Source organism: Arachnia propionica (assembly GCF_003932785.1).
Taxonomy (GTDB): Bacteria; Actinomycetota; Actinomycetes; order Propionibacteriales; family Propionibacteriaceae; genus Arachnia; species Arachnia propionica_B.
Map to the genome: position 1 here is coordinate 23,317 of NZ_RQYT01000004.1, position 19,230 is coordinate 42,546.

Annotated in this window: 17 protein-coding genes; 8 read left to right on the top strand and 9 right to left on the bottom strand. The window is 68.8% G+C overall.

Annotated elements, in window-relative coordinates; translation table 11 throughout:
• Positions 1 to 231 precede the first annotated feature (231 nt).
• Both EII35_RS02985 and EII35_RS02990 read right to left on the bottom strand, forming a co-directional pair.
• On the bottom strand, positions 232 to 1,602 hold the full coding sequence (locus tag EII35_RS02985) for an FHA domain-containing protein (protein ID WP_125226985.1): 1,371 nt from the start codon (positions 1,600 to 1,602) through the stop codon (positions 232 to 234).
• Positions 1,603 to 1,686: 84 nt separating this feature from the next.
• A complete protein-coding gene (locus EII35_RS02990) occupies positions 1,687 to 2,799 on the bottom strand; it encodes a MalY/PatB family protein (RefSeq protein WP_125226986.1) in 1,113 nt (370 codons plus the stop codon).
• A 153-nt stretch (positions 2,800 to 2,952) separates the two neighbouring features.
• On the opposite strand from EII35_RS02990, the gene EII35_RS02995 reads away from it, so the two are divergent.
• Together EII35_RS02995 and ileS are read left to right on the top strand one after the other, a co-directional pair.
• Entirely contained in the window at positions 2,953 to 5,013 is a 2,061-nt protein-coding gene (locus EII35_RS02995) for a ligand-binding sensor domain-containing protein (protein ID WP_125226987.1), read from the top strand.
• 216 nt (positions 5,014 to 5,229) lie between these two features.
• Positions 5,230 to 8,352 (top strand): isoleucine--tRNA ligase, encoded by a 3,123-nt coding sequence (gene ileS / locus EII35_RS03000; RefSeq protein WP_125226988.1) that lies wholly within the window; start codon positions 5,230 to 5,232, stop codon positions 8,350 to 8,352.
• 11 nt (positions 8,353 to 8,363) lie between these two features.
• Here ileS and EII35_RS03005 read toward each other — a convergent pair whose 3' ends face one another.
• Positions 8,364 to 9,353, bottom strand: a complete 990-nt coding sequence (locus tag EII35_RS03005; RefSeq protein ID WP_125226989.1) for a Gfo/Idh/MocA family protein — start codon at positions 9,351 to 9,353, stop codon at positions 8,364 to 8,366.
• Between the two features lie 126 nt (positions 9,354 to 9,479).
• On the opposite strand from EII35_RS03005, the gene EII35_RS03010 reads away from it, so the two are divergent.
• The 4 genes from EII35_RS03010 to EII35_RS03025 all read left to right on the top strand — a co-directional run bounded on the left by EII35_RS03010 (position 9,480) and on the right by EII35_RS03025 (position 15,212).
• Entirely contained in the window at positions 9,480 to 11,276 is a 1,797-nt protein-coding gene (locus EII35_RS03010; RefSeq protein ID WP_125226990.1) for a sensor histidine kinase, read from the top strand.
• Positions 11,273 to 11,929, top strand: coding sequence for a response regulator transcription factor (locus EII35_RS03015; RefSeq protein WP_125226991.1), 657 nt, complete (start codon positions 11,273 to 11,275; stop codon positions 11,927 to 11,929). The genes EII35_RS03010 and EII35_RS03015 overlap by 4 nt, the downstream gene beginning before the upstream one ends.
• Positions 11,930 to 12,036: 107 nt before the next feature.
• A complete protein-coding gene (locus tag EII35_RS03020) occupies positions 12,037 to 13,311 on the top strand; it encodes an aspartate kinase (RefSeq protein WP_125226992.1) in 1,275 nt (424 codons plus the stop codon).
• A 23-nt stretch (positions 13,312 to 13,334) separates the two neighbouring features.
• A complete protein-coding gene (locus EII35_RS03025) occupies positions 13,335 to 15,212 on the top strand; it encodes an ABC transporter ATP-binding protein (RefSeq protein WP_260464987.1) in 1,878 nt (625 codons plus the stop codon).
• 514 nt (positions 15,213 to 15,726) lie between these two features.
• Here the strand turns inward: EII35_RS03025 and EII35_RS16225 are convergent.
• The 6 genes from EII35_RS16225 to EII35_RS03055 form a co-directional block, all read right to left on the bottom strand.
• Positions 15,727 to 15,885, bottom strand: coding sequence for a hypothetical protein (locus EII35_RS16225; RefSeq protein ID WP_221739660.1), 159 nt, complete (start codon positions 15,883 to 15,885; stop codon positions 15,727 to 15,729).
• An 85-nt stretch (positions 15,886 to 15,970) separates the two neighbouring features.
• Positions 15,971 to 16,216, bottom strand: coding sequence for a ribbon-helix-helix protein, CopG family (locus EII35_RS03035; protein WP_125226993.1), 246 nt, complete (start codon positions 16,214 to 16,216; stop codon positions 15,971 to 15,973).
• Between the two features lie 42 nt (positions 16,217 to 16,258).
• Positions 16,259 to 16,558: a hypothetical protein gene (locus tag EII35_RS03040; RefSeq protein WP_125226994.1), complete on the bottom strand. Its 300-nt coding sequence runs from the start codon at positions 16,556 to 16,558 to the stop codon at positions 16,259 to 16,261.
• A 2-nt stretch (positions 16,559 to 16,560) separates the two neighbouring features.
• Entirely contained in the window at positions 16,561 to 17,310 is a 750-nt protein-coding gene (locus EII35_RS03045; RefSeq protein WP_125226995.1) for a DNA alkylation repair protein, read from the bottom strand.
• Positions 17,307 to 17,786 carry a MarR family winged helix-turn-helix transcriptional regulator gene (locus tag EII35_RS03050; protein ID WP_125226996.1) on the bottom strand — a complete coding sequence of 160 codons (480 nt, stop codon included), beginning with the start codon at positions 17,784 to 17,786 and terminating at the stop codon, positions 17,307 to 17,309. The genes EII35_RS03045 and EII35_RS03050 overlap by 4 nt, the downstream gene beginning before the upstream one ends.
• 75 nt (positions 17,787 to 17,861) lie before the next feature.
• Positions 17,862 to 18,149 carry a hypothetical protein gene (locus tag EII35_RS03055; protein ID WP_125226997.1) on the bottom strand — a complete coding sequence of 96 codons (288 nt, stop codon included), beginning with the start codon at positions 18,147 to 18,149 and terminating at the stop codon, positions 17,862 to 17,864.
• 462 nt (positions 18,150 to 18,611) lie between these two features.
• Between EII35_RS03055 and EII35_RS03060 the strand changes: the two genes are divergently transcribed.
• The gene (locus tag EII35_RS03060; protein ID WP_125226998.1) at positions 18,612 to 18,839 is read left to right on the top strand and encodes a ribbon-helix-helix domain-containing protein; all 228 of its coding nucleotides are present in this window, start codon (positions 18,612 to 18,614) and stop codon (positions 18,837 to 18,839) included.
• Positions 18,836 to 19,222, top strand: a complete 387-nt coding sequence (locus EII35_RS03065; RefSeq protein ID WP_125226999.1) for a PIN domain-containing protein — start codon at positions 18,836 to 18,838, stop codon at positions 19,220 to 19,222. The genes EII35_RS03060 and EII35_RS03065 overlap by 4 nt, the downstream gene beginning before the upstream one ends.
• Positions 19,223 to 19,230: the final 8 nt, after the last annotated feature.

Genomic DNA, 19,230 nt, shown 5'->3' on the forward strand with positions numbered 1-19,230 from the left:
ACCCCGTGCTCAGAAGGTGAGCCGTTCGGGGTTGCGAGAAAGTCAGGCCGAAAGAATGCTAACGAAAGTTATATATCGAAAGTTCTGCTTTTGGTTGAGCTGAGGATGACGGCCGATGTGTGGATTGCGCAGCAGATTTCTGGAACGGCGGCGTTTCAGGGGGCCACGTGCTGCCATGACGACGGCGGGGGCGGAGGTGGTGTCACCTCCGCCCCCACCGCGTGGCTTGGGTCAGCGGGCCGGTTCGATCCGCAGGCTCACGCCGTCACCCAGGTTGAGGACGGTGCCGATCGGGACCAGCACTGACTGGCCGTCCTCGAGGAGGAACGGCTCGTCGTCGGCGAGCTGGATGGTGGTGCCGTTCGTCGAGTCCAGATCCGTGATGCGGGCCTGACGACCCTCCGGCTGAACCAGCACGTGACTGCGGGAGATGTCGTTGCCCGGGCTCGGGACGCGCATCGTGCCGACCCCGGCGGGGCCGCGCGACGCGTCGGGGGCCCGACCGATGACCAGCCCCGTCATGAGGTTCTGGAACTCACCAGTGTTGGTCTGGATACCCATGGCGATCGCGGAGATCGGGGGCTCGGAACGGTGGAACCCGAAGTCGTCGTGCTCCATGCCCTCGGTGGCGTCGAGACCGGCCATGGAGGGAGCCGAGCCGGCTGGCACCGGGGGAACCGGGGTCGGGGCCGTCGGCACGGGGGCCGGGGCCACCGGAGGCTGGTATGGCGTCGAGTACACCGGTGCCTGCGGGTACGAGGGCGACGGGGTGTGCGACGGCGCCGGGGCGTACTCCGAGGCGGGCGGGTAGGTCGGGGCGGGGGTCGACGAGTAGTCCGGGGCCGGGGCCGACGAGTAGTCGGGGGTCGAGTACTGGGGCGTCGAGTACTCCGGGGCCGACGGCTGGGGAGCCGACGGGGTGTACTCGGGGGCCGACGGGTACACCGGTGACGGCGAGTGCGCGGGGGAGGCGTAGAGATCCTCCACCGGCTGCGGCCGGGACGCCGGTTCCTCCACCGGGGCCGGAGCAGGGGCTGGGGCCGATTCGGCCATCGGGGCGAGCGGCTCCGACGGTCGGGGCGTGGCCGGGGCGACGGGTTCCGGGATCTGGTTCACCGTGTCGGGGAATCGCACCAGCTGCGACGGGTCCGTCGTCAGGTGCAGGGCGGAGGCGCCCACCGCGCCGACGATGAGTGGCAGGTGCAGCACGGATTCGTGATCGACCGGCGCCATCTCGACCCGCAGGCCACGGACCGCGCCGAAGTGCGCCTCGTGCCAGGTCAGTGCGCCCTCGCCGTCCAGCGCCGTCTCACCCGTCGCCGCGTCGACGACGCTGATCCGGCCGCGGGCCAGACCGTGGAGGGCCTGGCCCTCCCACACGAAGGCCGCGAAATCAGGCATCTGGTCGAGGGAGTAGCCGCGCAGCAACTCCAGGAGTGCGTCCAGCGAACCAGCCCCCTGCATGTCCGTCCACAGCTGGCCAACCAGCGAGGACATCTTGGGTGGCGCAGGCTGCATGACCGCGACGAGCTTCGGCCCCGCCAGCACGATCCACTGACCGGGGGTGTAGGTCAAGCGCCAGGGCCCCATCGGAAGTGACATCAGATCTCCCATCATTCAAGTGGTCCCAAGACTAGCCAAAGGGCGGCGGCGATGACGAGGAAGTGGGTGCCTCAGGCGCCTCGCTCAGCTACAAGCAGCCATGCGGCGGACAGCTTCCGAGATCAGATCCCTGGACGTGGCGAGGTTGATCCGCACGTGCTGGGTGGCCGACGGGTCGAAGTCGGTGCCGAAGTTGAACCGTACCCGGCCCTGCTCGTGGAACCGCTGTCCCGGATGGTCCAGGCCGAGCGGGGAGCAGTCCAACCAGGCCAGGTAGGTTCCCTCCGACGGCGTCCAGTCGAGCTCCGGAAGGTGTTTCCGCAACTCGGAGGCGAAGTGGAGCTTGTTCTCCCGGATCTCGTCGCGCAGCTGGGCCAGCCACTCCCGACCCACATTCAACGCCGTTGCGTTCGCCATCACCCCGAAGTAGCTGGCGGCCTCGTGGACGTGTGGCCCGAGATCCGCGACGATCCCGCGCGCCTCGTCGCCGGGGATGATGAGCCCGGCCTTCATGGCGGCCAGGTTGAACGCCTTCGATGCGGCCGTGACGGTGATGGCCCGCTCCCCACCGGGCACCGAGAGGATGGGAGTGTGTCGGGAGCCGCTGAGCGGGGCGTGGATCTCGTCGCTCACCACCACGACGTCGTACCGGTTCGCCAACTCCATCACGGCCTCGAGCTCCTCGGGGGTGTGGAGGGTGCCGGTCGGGTTGTGCGGGGAGCACAGCAGGTAGACCTTCGGGTGCTCCGTAGCGAAGGCGCGTTCCAAGGCGTCGAGATCCAGTCGGCTCGCCGCCAACGGCACCTCGACGGGGCGGCATCCCGTCGTGCTCACCACCCAGCGGAACGGCGGGTAGATCGGCGGGTTGAACACGACGGCGTCACCCGGGGCGGTGAGGGAGGCGGTGAGCTCCCGGATCGGACTCATCGTGTCGCAGGCCGTCTTCATGACTGTCGGGTCCAGGCGCAGGCCCCAGGTGTCAGCGGCGAAAGCGGTGTAGGCCTCCTGGTAGATCGGCTGCTCGGGGTAGCCGGTGTCTCCCTCGGCGAGCATCCGCTGCAGCCGCTCCAGCAGCTCGGGTTGCAGGTGGACGTCCATCTCCGCCACGAACATGGGCAGGACATCCGGCTCGAAGCGCGACCACTTGATGCTGCGGCGGGTGCGGAGTTCCTCCAGGGGGATGTCGAAGATGGCCATGCGGGGGAGTGTATCCACCCGCTTCCTCCCGCGGCTGTGAGAGCGCTCCAACCATCGTCGGACAGGCTTCAGTTCCGATGGGCCAATGGGACGACTTCCGCATGATGGTGCTGCCGGAACCCGCTACCTAGCCTCGGTGGCGGAGGTGCCAACATGAACGCAACCCGACACATTCGACTCATCCTGGCCGCGCTGCTCTCCCTCGTCGTGATGTTGACCCCAGGCATCGCGACGGCCGACCCCGGGTCCGAGGAGGTGCTCCCCCAGACCCCCACCCCCAAGCCCAGCGTCCCGAACTTCGGTACCACCACGCGGGCCGACGGCACCCCGATCGCCGTGGTGGTGACCAGCGGGCTGGGTGGGATGCTCAACGTCATCGAGCTGAAGCCGGGCGGCACCACCACGCCTGTGGACTTCGCCGACAAGGCCATCGACGTCCAGGCCTGGAGCTTCGCCACCCTGCCCGACCGGAGCCTGCTCATCGGGTCCTGGCGGGAACTGTTCCGCTACGAGCCCGACGGGAACAAGGTCACCCGGCTCAGCCAGGAGGGCCAGCCGGGCTGGAAGGAGGCGGACAGACGCAGGTTCGAGACCATCTGGGACATCGCCGTCGACGAGTCCGGCACCGCCTACCTGGCGACGAGCGTCAAGGGCGACGGCGGCGCCCGCATCCTGACGTGGCGGGCGGACAAGGGCTGGGGCTCGCTCCCCGGCGGCGACCCCGTCTCCTCCTCGCAGTACGCGCAGTCCATCGACTACGCCGACGGGCACGTCTACGTCGGCACCGGGCCCAAGAACCCGCAGGTGATTCGGGTCAACACCACCACGGGGGCGAAGCAGGTGCTCCCGGTCCTCCCCTCGCGGGAGAACGGCACCCACATCCACCTGGAGGTCCACGGCGGCTGGCTCTACACCAACAAGCCCGAGCAGTACGGAGGGGTGGCCTACAACCTCGCCACGGGCGCCGTCCGCGACCTCGGGGGCTACGGTCAGCACGTCGTGGTCCGACCCGGCGACCCGAGGAACGTCTACTTCGTCCACAACGCGGACAAGACCAGGAAGTACCTGTTCTCCTACGACCCCACCACCGGCACGCGCACCCTCGTGCTGAACCATTCCTCGCTCAGGGCGCGGCTCAGCCCGCTCAGCTGGGCCACCCCGGACATCTTCGTCTCCAACGAGATGACCACCGGCGAGGTGAGCCACGCCGACCTCCGCTCCGGCACAGTCACCCTCCAGTCGGACTTCCTGGCCGTCTCCGGGCGCCAGATCCAGGCGATGACCTCCGCCAGCAACGGCAAGCTCTACGCCTCCTGGTTCATGACGTCCGACGGGGTGCTCGAGGTCACTCCCGGCGCCACTGCGGGGGAGACGACCTACCGGATGGCCGAGCGCCCCGTCGCGCAGGCCGAGAGCATGGCCTCCGACGGCGAATGGCTGGCCAGCGGCCAGTACCCGAACGGAACGGTGAGGATCGAGTCGCTGCGTGACCCGAAGAACGTGACAACCCTCGGAATCGGGTACCGCCAGGACCGCCCCTACGTGACCGTGCCGCTCGGCGGCGGAGACTTCGCCTTCGGCTCGGTCCCGACCTACGGGAACCTGGGCGGGGCGATCAGCATCTACGAGCGATCCACCGGCACGCTGGAGGTGTATCCGCTCCTCGCGTCGAGGACCTACGCTTCCGGCGTCGACGGCTCCTTGGTGGCGAACCTGTCGCCCATCTCCATGGCCCGCAAGGGCAACACCCTCTACGTCGGCACCACCACGCGGGGTGGGCACGGGATGTCGGCCGACACCAAGGAGGCCTACATCCTCGAGTTCGACCTGACCAAGGGCAACCGGAAGGTGACCCGCATCACCAAGGTCCTCGACCAGCAGGTCGCGGTGACGGGACTCACCGTCGGATCCGACGGCGTCCTCTACGGCATCACCGGCACCCACGTCTTCAGGTACGTCGATGGCAGGATCGAGGCGCAGAAGGACGACATCGGCCAGAGCGAGCAGAACCGCAGCTGGCTGCTGGAACGGGGCGGCAGGCTGTACGGCGTCATCGGGGGACATCTCGTCTCCTACGTGGCCAAGGACTTCAGCAGCAGGCAGGTGCTCGCGAAGCCCGGCCCCGGCAACACCTGGGTCACCGGCCTCACCCTCGGGACCGACGGACGGCTCTACTACGCCAAGGGGGCGACGCTGTACCGACAATCCCTGTGACGGATTTCCGCTTCGCGGCCGGTGGTCGCATAATTGACGAGCATCGCAAGGCGACGATGGGGCCATCACCCCGGAGCTGCCGGAAGAACGGCGCAAGCTCATTAGAACCGGCCGCGAGCAGGAATCAAGCGGGGCGCATCGCGTCCAAGGAGGGTGGTACCGCGGGCCACGGCTCGTCCCTCTGACGTCACTGCCAGCAGACCCAGAGGTACCGAGATGACCTACAACCAGGTTCCAGCCGCCGTCGACTTCCCTGCCCTGGAGCACGAGATCATCAAGCTCTGGGAGGAGCGCGACACCTTCACCAAGTCCCTCGAGGCCTCCCGCGGCGGGCAGCCGTGGACGTTCTACGAGGGCCCGCCCACCGCCAACGGGATGCCCGGCACCCACCACATCGAGGCGCGGGTGTTCAAGGACCTGTTCCCGCGCTTCAAGACGATGCAGGGCCGCCACGTCGACCGCAAGGCCGGCTGGGACTGTCACGGGCTGCCCGTTGAGCTCGCCGTCGAGAAGGAGCTCGGTTTCTCCGGCAAGCCCGACATCGAGGCCTACGGGGTGGAGGCGTTCAACGCGAAGTGCCGCGAGTCGGTGCTGCGTCACGTCGATGCCTTCGCCGAGTTGACCCGTCGCATGGGCTACTGGGTGAACCTTGACGACGCCTACGTCACGATGACGCCGGAGTACGTGCAGTCGTGCTGGTGGGCGCTGAAGCAGATCTTCGACAAGGGGCTGCTGCAGGAGGACTACCGGGTCGCCCCGTACTGCCCGCGCTGCGGCACCACCCTGTCCGACCACGAACTCGCGCAGGGCTACGAGGACGTCACCGACCCGTCGGTGTACGTGCGGTTCCCCGTCACCTCCGGGCCGCTCGCCGGGAAGGCCGACCTGCTGGTGTGGACGACGACGCCGTGGACTCTCGTGTCCAACACCGCCGTCGCCGTGCACCCGGAGGTCGACTACGTGGCCGCCACGCACCCCGACCAGGGCACCCTGGTGGTGGCGGAACCCCTCTTCGACGCGGTGCTGGGCGAGGAGTGGAGCCGCGGCGAGACCTTCCGGGGCGCGGAGATGGAACGCTGGGCCTATCAGCGTCCCTTCGAACTCGTCGACTTCCCCGAACCCGCGCACTTCGTCGTCCTCGCCGACTACGTCACCACCTCCGACGGCACCGGTCTGGTCCACCAGGCCCCGGCCTTCGGTGAGGACGACATGCTGGTGTGCCGGGCCTACGGGCTGCCGTTCGTCAACCCGATCCGCGCCGACGGCTGCTTCGCCGACGACGTGAAGCTGGTTGGGGGCGTGTTCTTCAAGACCGCCGACCAGACCCTCGTCGATGACCTCCGGGCGCGGGGGCTGCTGTTCCGCAAGCTCGACTACCTCCACTCCTACCCGCACTGCTGGCGCTGCCACACCGCGCTGCTCTACTACGCGCAGCCGTCGTGGTACATCCGCACCACGCGGATCAAGGACGAGCTGCTCGCCCAGAACGAGGCGACCACCTGGTACCCCGAGTCCATCAAGCACGGACGCTTCGGCGACTGGCTCAACAACAACATCGACTGGGCCCTGTCCCGCAGCCGCTACTGGGGGACGCCGCTGCCGATCTGGCGCAACGTCGACGACCCGTCGGACCTCATCTGCGTCGGCTCGCTGGCGGAGCTCGGGGAGCTGACGGGGCGTGACCTCGGCGACCTCGACCCGCACCGTCCGTTCATCGACGACGTGGAGATCGTCCAGGGCGGTGCCACCTACCGTCGGGTCCCGGAGGTCATCGACGCCTGGTTCGACTCCGGGGCGATGCCGTTCGCGCAGTGGGGCTACCCGCACGTGCCCGGCTCGGCGGAGAAGCTGGAGGCCAACTACCCGGCCGACTTCATCTGCGAGGCCATCGACCAGACCCGCGGCTGGTTCTACTCGCTCATGGCGGTGGGCACGCTCGTGTTCGACCGGTCGAGCTACCGCAACGTCGTCTGCCTCGGCCACATCCTCGCCGAGGACGGCCGGAAGATGAGCAAGCACCTCGGGAACATCTTGGAGCCGATCCCGCTCATGGACTCCCACGGCGCCGACGCGGTGCGCTGGTTCATGGCCTGCTCCGGTTCGCCGTGGATGGCGAGGCGGGTGGGGCACTCGACGATCGCGGAGACGGTGCGGAAGGTGCTGCTGACCTACTGGAACACCGTCGCCTTCCAGTCGCTGTACGCGCGGGCCGCCGGGTGGTCCCCGGGGGGTGAGGTTCCCGCCGTCGCCGACCGGCACGTGCAGGACCGGTGGCTGGTGTCGGCGACGAACGAGCTGGTGCGTGACGTCACCGCCGCGCTGGAGGACTTCGACACCCAGCGTGCCGGGACGCTGCTGGCCTCCTTCGTCGACGATCTGTCGAACTGGTACGTCCGGCGGTCGCGCCGTCGGTTCTGGGCGGGTGACGCGGGGGCGCTCGCGACCCTGCACGACACCCTGAACGTCGTGACCCGGCTCATGGCCCCGATCATGCCCTTCGTCACGGAACGGGTGTGGCAGGACCTGTTCGTCACCACCGATCCGGCGGGCCCGGAGTCGGTGCACCTGGCGTCGTGGCCGACCTGCGACGAGTCGCTCATCGACGTGAGGCTGTCCGAGGCCATGGCGACGGCGCGCCGCGTCGTCGAGCTGGGGCGGGCCGCGCGTGCCGAGTCGAGGGTGAAGGTGCGTCAGGTGCTGCGTCGGATGCTCATCCCGACGGCGGCCCTGGAGCAGCTGTCGGAGGAGCTGCGGGCCGAGGTGCGCGCGGAGCTGAACGTCCAGGAGGTCGACTCGTTCACCTCGGCCGGTGACCTGGTCGATCATTCGGCGAAGGGCAACTTCCGCAACCTCGGGAAGCGGTTCGGGAAGCGGACCCCGCTCATCGCGGCGGCGATCGCGGCGGCGGATGCGGCCAGGTTGGCGCTGGAGCTGCGTCGCGACGGTCGGAGCTCCGTCGACTTCGAGGGCGAGCAGGTCGAGGTGAGTGCCGACGACGTGCTGCTGACGGAGCGTCCCCGCGAGGGCTGGTCCGTGGTCAACGAGCAGGGCGAGACGGTGGCGCTGGACCTGGAGCTGAGTCCGGAGCTGGTGCGGGCCGGTCTGGCGCGCGAGGTGATCCGGGTGGTGCAGGAGGCGAGGAAGTCGTCGGGTCTGGACGTGACGGATCGGATCGTGCTGGTGCTGGAGGCCGTGGGCGAGTTGGCGGAGGCCGTTGCCGAACACGCGGCCCTCATCGCGGACGAGGTGCTGGCGGTGAAGCTGGACCAGGCTCCGGTGACCACGGCGACGGCGGAGGAGCCCGAGCTGGGTCTGAAGGTCCAGGTCACGAAGGCCTGAATCCCCCGCGGTCAGAGGCCCAGGTCGGCCTCCTCCACCCTGCGGCCCAGCTGGGTGAGGCACTCGTCCAGGACCTTCATCACCTCGACGGTGTCGCTGAGGGGCATGACCTCGGACTCGGTCCTGCCCGCCCGCAGGCAGTCGCCGACCTCCAGGATCTCGTGCGCGTAGCCGCGTCCGTCCTGCTTCGCCTCGATGATCCTGGGCAGCACCCCCGAGCGGTGGATGGAGATCGTCGTGGGGTGGTGGAACCGCGGATGGATCTCGATCCACCCCTTCGTGCCGTGCACCGTGAACCGGCCCGCCCCGTGGACGTCGAACCCACACACCAGCGACGCCGTCGCCCCGCTCGCGTAGCCGATGTTGATCGACGCCGCCGCCTCCACCCCGTTGGGGGCCAGACGTCCCGTGCAGGTCACCTGCCGCGACTCGCCCAGGAAGGCCTGGGCCGCCGAGACCACGTAGACGCCGAGATCCAGCACCGCCCCGCCGCCCAGCTCCGGCGCCCACAGCCGATCCGTCGGATCGTAGGCCCGGTACGCGCACAGGTCCCCGCTGACCCCCAGCACCTCGCCGATCCGGCCCCACGCCACGACCTCGCGGGCCGCTGCGAACGCGGGCAGGAACCGCGTCCACATCGCCTCCATCGCGAACACCCCCGCCTCACGGGCCGCGGCGACGACCTGCTGCGCCCCTGCGAGGGTCGCCGTGAACGATTTCTCCACCAGCACCGCCTTGCCCGCCTCGATCGCGGCCAGCGCGACGTCACGATGCTGCGGATGCGTGTTGGCGACGTAGACGACGTCGACCTCCGACTCCAACAGGGAACGGTAGTCCCCGTGGGCCTCCGGGATCCGGTGGCGGGCCGCGAACTCCTCCGCCCGCCCCAGGTCCCGCGCCGCAACGGCGGTGAGTTCTGCCCCGGGCGCGAACGCGAAGTCCTCGGAGAAGGCCCCCGCCATCCGCCCAGCCCCGACGATTCCCCATCGAATGGTCTCCATGACCCAAGGCTACTCGTCCGGCTGCAACCCCGCTCCGTCCCGAGCCGACCCGCGGACGCTTGTCCGGGCGTGCAAGAATGCGGGGCGATGCAATGCGAGATATCAGGCACGACCAGCAAGCGCCTCATGGCCCTCGGCGTGGCCTTCGCCGTGCTCGCGCAACTGGGCATCGCCCTGCTCGCCCTCAGCGTCAGCCGGGGCTGGGCCGATGTCGTCGTCGCCGTTGCCGTTCTCGTCAGTGGGCTCGCCACCATCTTCCTCGCCGATCAGGCCATGAAGGCCCAGATCAGCGACACCACGGACGCCGCCGCCGACGGGGTGCGTCGCCAGCTCGAGGAGCAGCGCACCGAGCTGCTCGCCCAGACCAGGCGTGAGAACATCCGTCGCGTCCACGACACCCTCCTCCACCTGTTCCAGCAGATCGCCAGTGGTCGCGGCAAGCTGACCCGCGAGGAGGTCAAGCGCCTCACGGAGGAGTCCAGGGCCGGGATCGGTGGGGCTGAGCCCGACCCTGACTCGTCCCCGCTCGTGGCCAGCCTCGAGCAGGCGCTCTGCCGGGTGGGCTGCCCCGTCGAGTTGAAGGTCCACGACCGCGGCGCCCTGCCCGGACGCGTCACCCGGGTGATGTCGGAGGCGACGCGGGAGGCGGCCCGCAACGTCGCCCGACACGTCCCCGGCGGTACTGCCCGCGTCCACGCCACCTCCTCCTCCGACGGGTGCGTCATCTCCATCTCCGACTGGGGCCCCGGCTTCGATCCCGCCGAGGTCCCCAGGGCCCGGATGGGGATCCGGGACGGCATCCACGGGCGGATGTTGGAGATCGGTGGCGAGGCGAAGATCTGCTCCGACATCGGCGGCACGGAGGTCACCCTCACCTGGAAGCCCTTGCCCCATGCCGCGAGGATCGGTCCCTCCGGGCGTCGGTTCCTCGCCCTGACACCGCTGCCCGCCATCGCGGCCTCGGTGCTCATGCTCGCCCTCAGCCCGCTCGGGCCGACGTCGCTGTTCGCCTGGCCCCTGCTGGCCCTCACGGCTGCACTCCTGCTGCTGACGAGGCGCATCCTCAGGCGACGTGGCCTACGGGCCCGGGAGTCGACGGTGGCCGTCATCTGGGGGGCCGTGGTGCTGGGGGTCAATCATGTGCTGGCCTCCCTCGCGCCCGACGGTGCCCAGTTGTGGATGGCTCCCATGGCGGGGGCGCTCATGCTGGTGGCCTCACCGGGGCGCAACTGGCGGTTGGCGGTGCTGCTGGTCTCGGTGATGGATCTCGTCGCGACGATCGGGTCAGCGGGGGTGTTCGGCGGGTATCGGCCCCCCTTCGGTCAGGGATCGCTGGCCCCGCTCATCGTCTCGACACTCATCACCCTCGGGGTGGTGCTCGTGATGTCGGTGCTCAGCAACCGCACCCACCGCGCCGCTGAGCAGCGGGCCGAACTGTTGATGTCCGAGGAACTCCGCCTCGCCCGGATCACTGAACAGCAGCTCTGGCTGGCCGAGTTGGAACGTATCTGTGGCCCCCTCTTCACCCCCCTCCATGCCGGGAAGGCCGACCCCGCCGACCCCGCCGTGCGGGCCGAGGCGCGCCTCATCGAGTCGAGGCTCCGCGATGCGTTGCGGATGTGGCCGGACGGCATGTCGCTGGCCGCGGCCCTCGACATCCTGCGTCGCGCGGGGTGGGGATGCATGCTCGACATTGAACAGATTGAGGAGGAAGAAGCCATCCGCTTGGCCGACATCCTGCGTCGTCTTGGTACGCCCGAACCCGGCCAACGCCTCACGATCACGCGCCGAAAGGACAGTTTGATGGTCACGATCGCGGAGCCGGGCTTGACGGAAGGGCAACAAGCCGCGCTGACTGGTGCAAGAATCTTGGTTACTGATCCTGATTTCACCCAGCTTGTCTGTGAGGAGGAGCGGCCTTGAGCATTCGTGTGGCTGTTCTCGACGATCACGAGTTCATCTGTCGTGCCGTGACGGCGCTCGGCAATGACCACCCCGAACTGGAGGTGCAGTTCTCGAGCACCGACCCGGTCGAGTTCGAGGACTGGTGTCTGGCCAATCGCCCCGACGTGGCCATGGTGGATCTCATGTTGCACGGTGAGCTCGCGGGGCACCGCACCATCGCGAAGCTCAGTGCCGAGGGCATCTCGTGTCTGGCGTTCACCGCCGACCACCGACGTGTCCCCATCAGCCTCGCCATGCAGGCCGGGGCGCGGGGTCTGGCACTCAAGGACGAGTCGCCGGACAAGCACTTCGAGACCCTCGTCGAGATCCATGAGACCGGTTGGTCGCCGTCCTCGGCGATGGCCGCGGCCCTCATCGAGGAGGCCGGCGACCTCCCGGCCCTGTCCGCGCACGAGCTGCGTTGCCTGCGGCTCGCCTCCGAGGGCGTGCCGATCAAGGCCATCGGCCGCCAGTTCGACCCGGCGATCTCGCTCAGCACCGTCAAGACCTACTTGGCGCGGGCGTACGAGAAGTACAACGCCGTCGGCCGCCCCGTCGGCAACACGACGGCGGCCGCCACCCAGACCTGGGAGGACGGCTGGTTCGACCTCAACGGGGAATCGAAGTCCTGAGAGGATGCGCGGACAGATGCATCCTTTGAAGCTGCTCACCTGACGGCGAAGCAGGGGCGAGGGCGGCCTTGTGGGGTAGCCTTCCCTCTGGTCGAAGGAGGTTAGCTGTGGGACGCATCGTCCAGAAGTTCGGCGGCTCGTCCGTTGCGGATGCCGAGTCCATCAAGCGTGTCGCCCGCCGGATCGCCAGGACGCGGGCCGACGGGCACGAGGTCATCATCGTCATCTCCGCGATGGGGGACACCACCGACGAGCTCATGGACCTGGCTCTCAAGGTCAGCCCGCGACCGAAGTCCCGTGAACTCGACATGCTGCTCACCACCGGTGAGCGGCAGTCGGCGGCGCTGCTGGCGATGGCCCTGTCCGACCTGGGCGTCGACGCCGTCTCCTACACCGGCTCCCAGGCCGGGGTCCTGACCACCCCCACCCACGGCAACGCCCGGATCATCAAGATCACCCCCGGCCGGGTCGAGGAGGCCGTCAACCAGGGCAACGTCGCGATCGTTGCCGGGTTCCAGGGGGTGGCGCAGTCGACCAAGGACGTCACGACGCTGGGTCGCGGTGCCTCCGACACCACCGCCGTCGCGTTGGCAGCGGCCCTCGAGGCGGATCACTGCGAGATCTACACCGACGTCGACGGGGTCTACACCGCCGACCCGCGGATCGTGCCGAGCGCCCGCCGCATCGACGTCATCGGTTACGAGGAGATGATGGAACTCGCCGCATCCGGCGCGAAGATCCTTCATCTCAGGTGTGTCGAGTACGCGCGTCGCGAGAACGTGAAGGTCCATGTCCGGTCGTCGTTCAGCGACAGACCGGGAACCTGGGTGGTGCCCCAGGAGGAGATCGAGAAGGGAACAGGTATGGAAGAGGCCATCATCACCGGGGTCGCCCACGACCGCAGCGAGGCGAAGATCACCATCATCGGGGTTCCCGACCAGGTCGGTGAGGCAGCCGCGATCTTCAAGGCGATCTCCGATGCCGAGATCAACATCGACATGATCGTCCAGAACGTCTCCCGTCTGTCGGATGTGAAGACCGACATCTCCTTCACCCTGCCGATGAGCGACGGGAAGAAGGCCCTCGAGGCCCTCGACTCGGTGAAGGAGCAGGTTGGCTTCGACGACGTCCTCTACGACGATCAGGTCGGCAAGGTGTCCATCGTCGGGGTGGGGATGCGGTCCCACCCGGGTGTCACCGCGACCTTCTTCGAGGCCCTGGCCGCCGAGAACGTCAACCTGCAGATGATCTCCACCTCCGAGATCCGCATCTCCGTGGTGGTGGGGGCCGACGAGGTGGACCGTGCGGTGCGTGGCGCCCACGCCGCATTCGGGCTGGATGCCGACGAGGAGGCGATCGTCTACGCCGGTACCGGCCGCTGACGGCCGTGGCGCGGGGGGGTGTGGTGAGGCCGGATCAGCCTGCGGGCAGCTTCGGTCGCCCGGAGCGGCTGTCCATCGGCCCGTTCGCCCGGGACCGGGCGGTGCTGCGGCACCGGGTGGATCGCCGCACGGTGCGCCGTATCCTCGCGGAGGGGCGGCCGTTCTCCGGGCGGATCGCGTTGCTCGTCCTGGCGGTGCTGGGAGGCAGTGCCGCCACCGTCGTGCCGCTGCTGCTGTTCCAGCGGATCATCGACGACGGGGTGCTCGGCGGCGACGTCGGCGTCATCGTGCGTTACGCGCTGCTCGTGGCGGGGATCGCGGTGGTGGCGGCGGTGCTGGCGGTCACGGAGCGGTGGTGCTCGGTCCACATCGGGGAGGGGATGATCCATCGGCTGCGCACCCGGCTGTTCACCCACGTCTCCTCGCTGCCGCTGGCGTTCTTCACCCGCACCAACTCCGGACGGCTGGTGTCGCGGCTGTCCAGCGACGTCGCCGGGGCGCAGCAGGCGTTCACCTCCGCGCTGACGTCGGCGCTGACGAACACCGTCACCCTGGTGCTGGTGGTGGGGTCGATGCTGCTGCTGTCGTGGCAGCTGACCCTGGCGGCGCTGGTCCTGCTGCCGGTGTTCATGGTGCCGGCGAAGCTCATCTCCATCCGGATGGCCCATCTCGGCAGGCAGCGGATGGATCACAACGCCGCCCTGACGGAGACGATGACGGAGCGGTTCTCCGTCTCCGGGGCGCTGCTGGTGAAGCTGTTCGGGGATCCCGAGCGGGAGCGCGCCCGGTTCGACGCCCAGGCCGCCGCCGTCGCGGAGGACGGGGTGCGGATGGCGCTGGTGGTGCGGGTGTTCCTGGCGGCGCTGGCCCTCGTCGGCTCGCTGGCGACGGCGTTGTTCTACGGGTTCGGTGGGGTCGCGGTGCTGCGGGACCAGCTGAGTCTCGGCACCCTGACGGCCCTCGTCGCGTTGCTGGCCCGGCTGTACGGGCCGTTGATGGCCCTGACGAACGTGAGGATCGACCTCATGACGGCGCTGGTGAGTTTCGAGCGGGTCTACGAGGTGCTCGATCTGGAACCGACCATCCGCGACGCCGTCGACGCGGTGGAGGTGCCGCACCCGGTTGGGGTGGAGCTGGAGGACGTCTGGTTCACCTACCCGGCTGCCGAGGATGTGTCGTTGCGGTCGCTCGCCCCGGAGGCGGGGGCCGTCGAGGGGGCGGGCGAGCCGGTGCTGCGCGGGGTGAGCCTGATGGCGGCGCCGGGGGAGACGATCGCCCTGGTCGGGTCGTCGGGGGCGGGGAAGACGACGATCACGCATCTGGTCGCCCGGCTGTACGACGTCGACTCCGGCGCGGTGCGGGTCGGGGGCGTGGATGTGCGTCGGCTGAGGCAGGCGAGCCTGCGGGACGCCGTCGGCTACGTCACCCAGGACGCGCACCTGTTCCATGACACGGTCCGCGCCAATCTGCTGTTCGCCCGGCCGGAGGCCGACGAGGCGGAGCTGTGGGAGGCGCTCGAGGCGGCGCAGGTCGCGGACGTGGTGCGGCGGCTCCCGGACGGGCTGGACACCGTCGTCGGGGAGCGTGGGTACCGGTTGAGTGGGGGTGAGCGGCAGCGGGTCGCGATCGCGAGGCTGCTGCTGAAGTCACCGCCGGTGATCGTGCTGGACGAGGCGACGGCGCACTTGGACGCCACCTCGGAGCACGCGGTGCAGCAGGCCCTGGACGCGGCGCGGGCGGGTCGTACGGCCATCGTGGTGGCCCATCGTCTGTCGACGGTGCGTCAGGCGGACCAGATCCTGGTGCTGGAACACGGCCGCATCGTCGAGCGGGGCACCCACGACGAGCTGTTGGCGGCCGGAGGTGCCTACGCGACGCTGTACGGTCGCCAGTTCAGCTGAGGGCTGCCGCCGAACTGCCGCCGAACTGCCGCCGGGTCCCATCCGCTGCCCTGTCCCCGTCACTCTCCCCGGGCACGAATCGCCGTTCTGCTTTTCTGGCAGCGTTGACATCGGCGTTTCGTGCAAGTAGACCGGCGGTTCCTGCACGGCAGGATGGAGGAAGGGGACGGCATGCCCGCCCGCGTTTGGTCGCCCGAACCGGTAGTGTTGCGCATCATGATCGGCCCGCTCGCCTCACGGCTCGGGCCGATTTTCCCGTGTCTGCCTGTGGCCTGATGGTGGTGCGTCCTCTTGTCCGCTGGTCGAGCCGGACCGCGCGCCAGTGCGCCGTCCGTATCGAGGCCCTTGGCACACGGTTCTGGGACTCGCGCCAGGCGGGACTTCCCGGGGGCCCAGCTGTAATCGAGAATCCAGCGGTCCTTAGTGGAGTTGGTTGGGTGCGTTGGAGATGTCGGGTTGGGCTTCGAGCGGCTCAATCGGTGACGCATTGCGATGCCGTCGGCTGCCAGTGCTTTCAGGGCAACAGGTCCCAGAACTGCTTCCGTGCAGGCATGGCATGGATGATCATCTCGTCGCCGCTCCGGAAGATGAGTACCACGGTCTCGAGAAGGCGTGCTTGGGTGTCGAACCCCAGACGCAACTCGCGTTGTGGCCAGTCGCCCCGAATCGTCAAGGGGTTCCACCCATTGCGCCCAGTGAGCCGCATGGACGGAATCTTCGCTGCTGACCCCCGTGCTTGAGTGCGCTTGGGCGTATCTTCATGCCGCGAACTGGGTCAGAGCCTGTCGAAGTGCCTCTGAGGGACTCATGTGGTTGCGTGCTGCGATGGCGTCGAGTGCTGCGATTTCGTCCATGCTGAGTCGTACGGCAACGACCTGCATGGGTTCGGCACCGCGGCCCGGTCGGCCCCGGCCACGGCGTTTCAACTCGGCGACATCGTAACCAGCCTCAGCCTCGGCGACCCAGGCCTGGATCTGTTCCTCGCTGATCTCGGTCTCACTCACGCAAATATCGTAAACGAAATTCCGTGAATGGGTCAGGGGCTGTCACGTGGCAGGGACACCGCAGCGGATGCGCATCGACTCCGGTTCGGCGACCAGGGCCATGACCTTGCCGAATGCCGAGGTGCCCGCGACCTTGCCCATGGATTCCTGTGCCTGGAGGAGGGTGTCCCAGCGGTAGTCCAGGATCCAGTGGTCCTCGGTTTCTGCCTCGCGGTAGAGGGTTCGGCTCTGGAACCCGCCGATGAGGTCCAACTCCCGGTCGAGTTCGCTCAGGGCCTGCGCCAGGGCCTCGGCGGTGGTCTCAGGGAGGGTGCGGAACTCGACGATCTCGATGATGGCCATGCTCATCCTTTCCTTTCCTCGGGGGGCCGCTGCACGGAACGCAGCGCCCGTTTCGTGATGCGGCTGGTGGCGGGGGTGGGGCTCTCCTCCTGCCAGCGACGGCACAGCTCAACCGCCCAGTTGGGGCGGGTTCTCGCGGCGTCGTTGATCCAGTTCGCGACCGAGTCCTGGACGTAGCGCGACGGGTCGGATCGCAGTGGCTCCAGCAGGGGCTCGCCCCGGTGTGGTTCCTGTTTCAGCTCCTCGATGTGCCTCGCCCACACCCCGCGCGGGCGCAGCGCCTCGCTCGCGAAGCGTCGGATGCGTTCGGAGGTGTGGACCGTCCAGGGAATGAGGAGGGCGATTCCTGCGTCGAGGTCCCGGACCAGCGACGGGCGGGCCGCCATCCAGGCCCATTCCCGGACCGCGAAGTGCTCGTCGTCGGCGAACGGCTGCAGCTGGTCGAGCATCACCTCGGGGTCGTTCCCGTGGCGATGTGCGATGGCGAAGCACACCCAGCCCCGGACGGTGTCGGACGGGTGGCGCGCGAAGCTGATGTCGTCGATCCGGGTGAGGAGTTCTCCCATCGCCCACATGCGGCGCAGGATTCCCAGCTTCCCGGCCGCCGTCGCAGCCACGAGGAGATCCGGGGCCGGATCGGGGACGACGGCGCGGAGCAGGGTCGGCTGGTCGACGGCGAGGGCCTCGGCCAGGGTGCGGGAGGCGGTGTGGCCGCTGTTGAGGGCGTCGAGACGCTCCGAATCGATGCTCATGGATGTTCCCTCAGATTGGCCTGAAGGGTTGCCAGCACCTGCTCGATCACCTCGAACGCCTCCGGGCCGATCCCGTCGGCCAGTTGCCCCAGCCAATCGGCGTAGATCGGGGTGAGGGTCGCCGCCAACTGCTCGCCCTCCGCGGTGGGAACGAGCACGCGGGCCCGACGGTCCGTCTCGTGTGCGCGACGCTCGATCAGGCCCGCACGCTCCAACCCGTCCAGCAGGCCGGTCACCGTGGCGGTCGTCACATCCAGCCGGTCCGCCAGCCCGCGGGGACTGAGCCCCGGCTCGTCGACGACGGCGAGCAGGGCCGCGAGCCGCCCCTCCGACAGTTGATGCTCAGCCAGCAACCGAGCGCAGGCTGCGTCGATGCGCCGGGTCGTGGTGTGCAGGGCGAGTACCAGTCGGGCAGCCGGATCGTCGCCGATCTGATCCAGCAGCAGCCGCTGTTTCACGCCCACGAGATCGTTCATGAGGCGCCATGTTACTAGGTGGCTAGCAAAGATTAAAGCGGGCTGACCGGCGGGGTGAGTGGGCTCGGTGAGGGGCTACCGGAAGACGCTCCACGGCCCCGAGCCGACCTTGTCCCGCTTGAGCTCCCAGTTCATGCCGCATTCCTGGCAGACCCCCATGGACTTGTTCGCGGCCTTGGACGTGCTGGTCCCCAGATTCTTCTTCCAGAACAGGTTTGAGAATCTGCAGGTCACCAGGGCGACGGCTTTGCGAGCGATGTTGTTCATCCTGCCGCCGAAGCCCAGTCCCTTGTGTGTCGTCTTCTGGCCGTGCTGGATCATCTGCACCTGGATGTTCTCACTGTGGCAGCTGGGGCATTGCATTCCTTCTCCTGTCTGAAAGGCTGACGGGACGCAGTGTGCCGAGTCCGGACGATGAGTGCCAAGAGGTCGTCAAGTCAGCTGCGCGGGCTGCCCACGTCTCGGTGGCGGTGGCGTCGTGCGCTCGGGCCATGAAAGTCGAGGAGCAGGAGACCCGCGACCCACTGCAGGACGGCTGAGGCCGCCGTTGCCGCAACCAGCCATCCCGGGCGGGCTCCGGCGGACCCCAAACGCCTGGTGGCCTGGGTGATCCAGGCGTTGAAGGCGTGTCCTCCCGCCCGGCTCGAGTCCCAGCGCCGTGTGCCAAGGGTCTCGACACGGACGGCTCGCTGGCGCTCGCGGTCCGGCTCGACCAGCGGAAGAAGGGTGGAGAGCAAGGGCAAGGCTGTTCCGGGGCTCGAGGTGCACCGCCAGCTTCAGGGGCGGCCACTGGGCATCGTGTTCTCCGGGAGGTATGATTTCGGTATGACTCGAAAGATCGCGGTGAGCCTGCCCGATGAGCAGGTGGAGATGATCCAGCGCGCCGTGCGGCAGGGGCGGGCCGCGTCGGTGTCCGGGTTCATCAGCCAGGCCGTGGCGCGTGCGGATCGCGAGGACAGCCTGCGGCTGCTGCTGGAGGAACTCGACCGCGACCTCGGCGCGGTGAGTGCGGAGGACCTGGCCTGGGCTGACCGGGAACTGGGGTTGGCGTGAGCCTCGTCGCCGGCCTCGTCCTCGACACCGGCGCCCTCCTTGCCCTGGAGCGAGGGGATGCCAAGATCCGGGCGCTGCTCAGGCGGGCCGTCGAGAGCAGAGTGCCCTTGGCGGTGCCTGCCGGGGTCGTCGCCCAGGCCTGGCGCGGCGGTCCACGCCAGGCCCGGGTGGCGGCGCTGCTGGGCGATCCCGCCGTGAAGGTGGTCCCACTCGACGGGGTGTCCGCCCGGGCGGTCGGGGTGCTGTGCGGGCGAACGGGGCATGCCGACGTCGTCGACGTGCACGTGGCCCTCCACGCGCGGGAACACGGCCATGCCGTCGTCACCTCGGATCCCGTCGACCTCAGCGCCGTCGATCCCGGCCTGCACCTCATCGTCGTGTGACCCGCGAC

Bases quoted from the DNA above. Each gene is read 5' to 3' on its own strand.
- EII35_RS02995 (WP_125226987.1), top strand. From the start codon at position 2,953: ATGAACGCAACCCGACACATTCGACTCATCCTGGCCGCGCTGCTCTCC.
- EII35_RS03005 (WP_125226989.1), bottom strand. From the start codon at position 9,353: ATGGAGACCATTCGATGGGGAATCGTCGGGGCTGGGCGGATGGCGGGG.
- EII35_RS03040 (WP_125226994.1), bottom strand. From the start codon at position 16,558: ATGGCCATCATCGAGATCGTCGAGTTCCGCACCCTCCCTGAGACCACC.
- EII35_RS03045 (WP_125226995.1), bottom strand. From the start codon at position 17,310: ATGAGCATCGATTCGGAGCGTCTCGACGCCCTCAACAGCGGCCACACC.
- ileS (WP_125226988.1), top strand. From the start codon at position 5,230: ATGACCTACAACCAGGTTCCAGCCGCCGTCGACTTCCCTGCCCTGGAG.
- EII35_RS03050 (WP_125226996.1), bottom strand. From the start codon at position 17,786: ATGAACGATCTCGTGGGCGTGAAACAGCGGCTGCTGCTGGATCAGATC.
- EII35_RS03060 (WP_125226998.1), top strand. From the start codon at position 18,612: ATGACTCGAAAGATCGCGGTGAGCCTGCCCGATGAGCAGGTGGAGATG.
- EII35_RS02990 (WP_125226986.1), bottom strand. From the start codon at position 2,799: ATGGCCATCTTCGACATCCCCCTGGAGGAACTCCGCACCCGCCGCAGC.
- EII35_RS02985 (WP_125226985.1), bottom strand. From the start codon at position 1,602: ATGTCACTTCCGATGGGGCCCTGGCGCTTGACCTACACCCCCGGTCAG.
- EII35_RS03055 (WP_125226997.1), bottom strand. From the start codon at position 18,149: ATGCAATGCCCCAGCTGCCACAGTGAGAACATCCAGGTGCAGATGATC.
- EII35_RS03010 (WP_125226990.1), top strand. From the start codon at position 9,480: ATGGCCCTCGGCGTGGCCTTCGCCGTGCTCGCGCAACTGGGCATCGCC.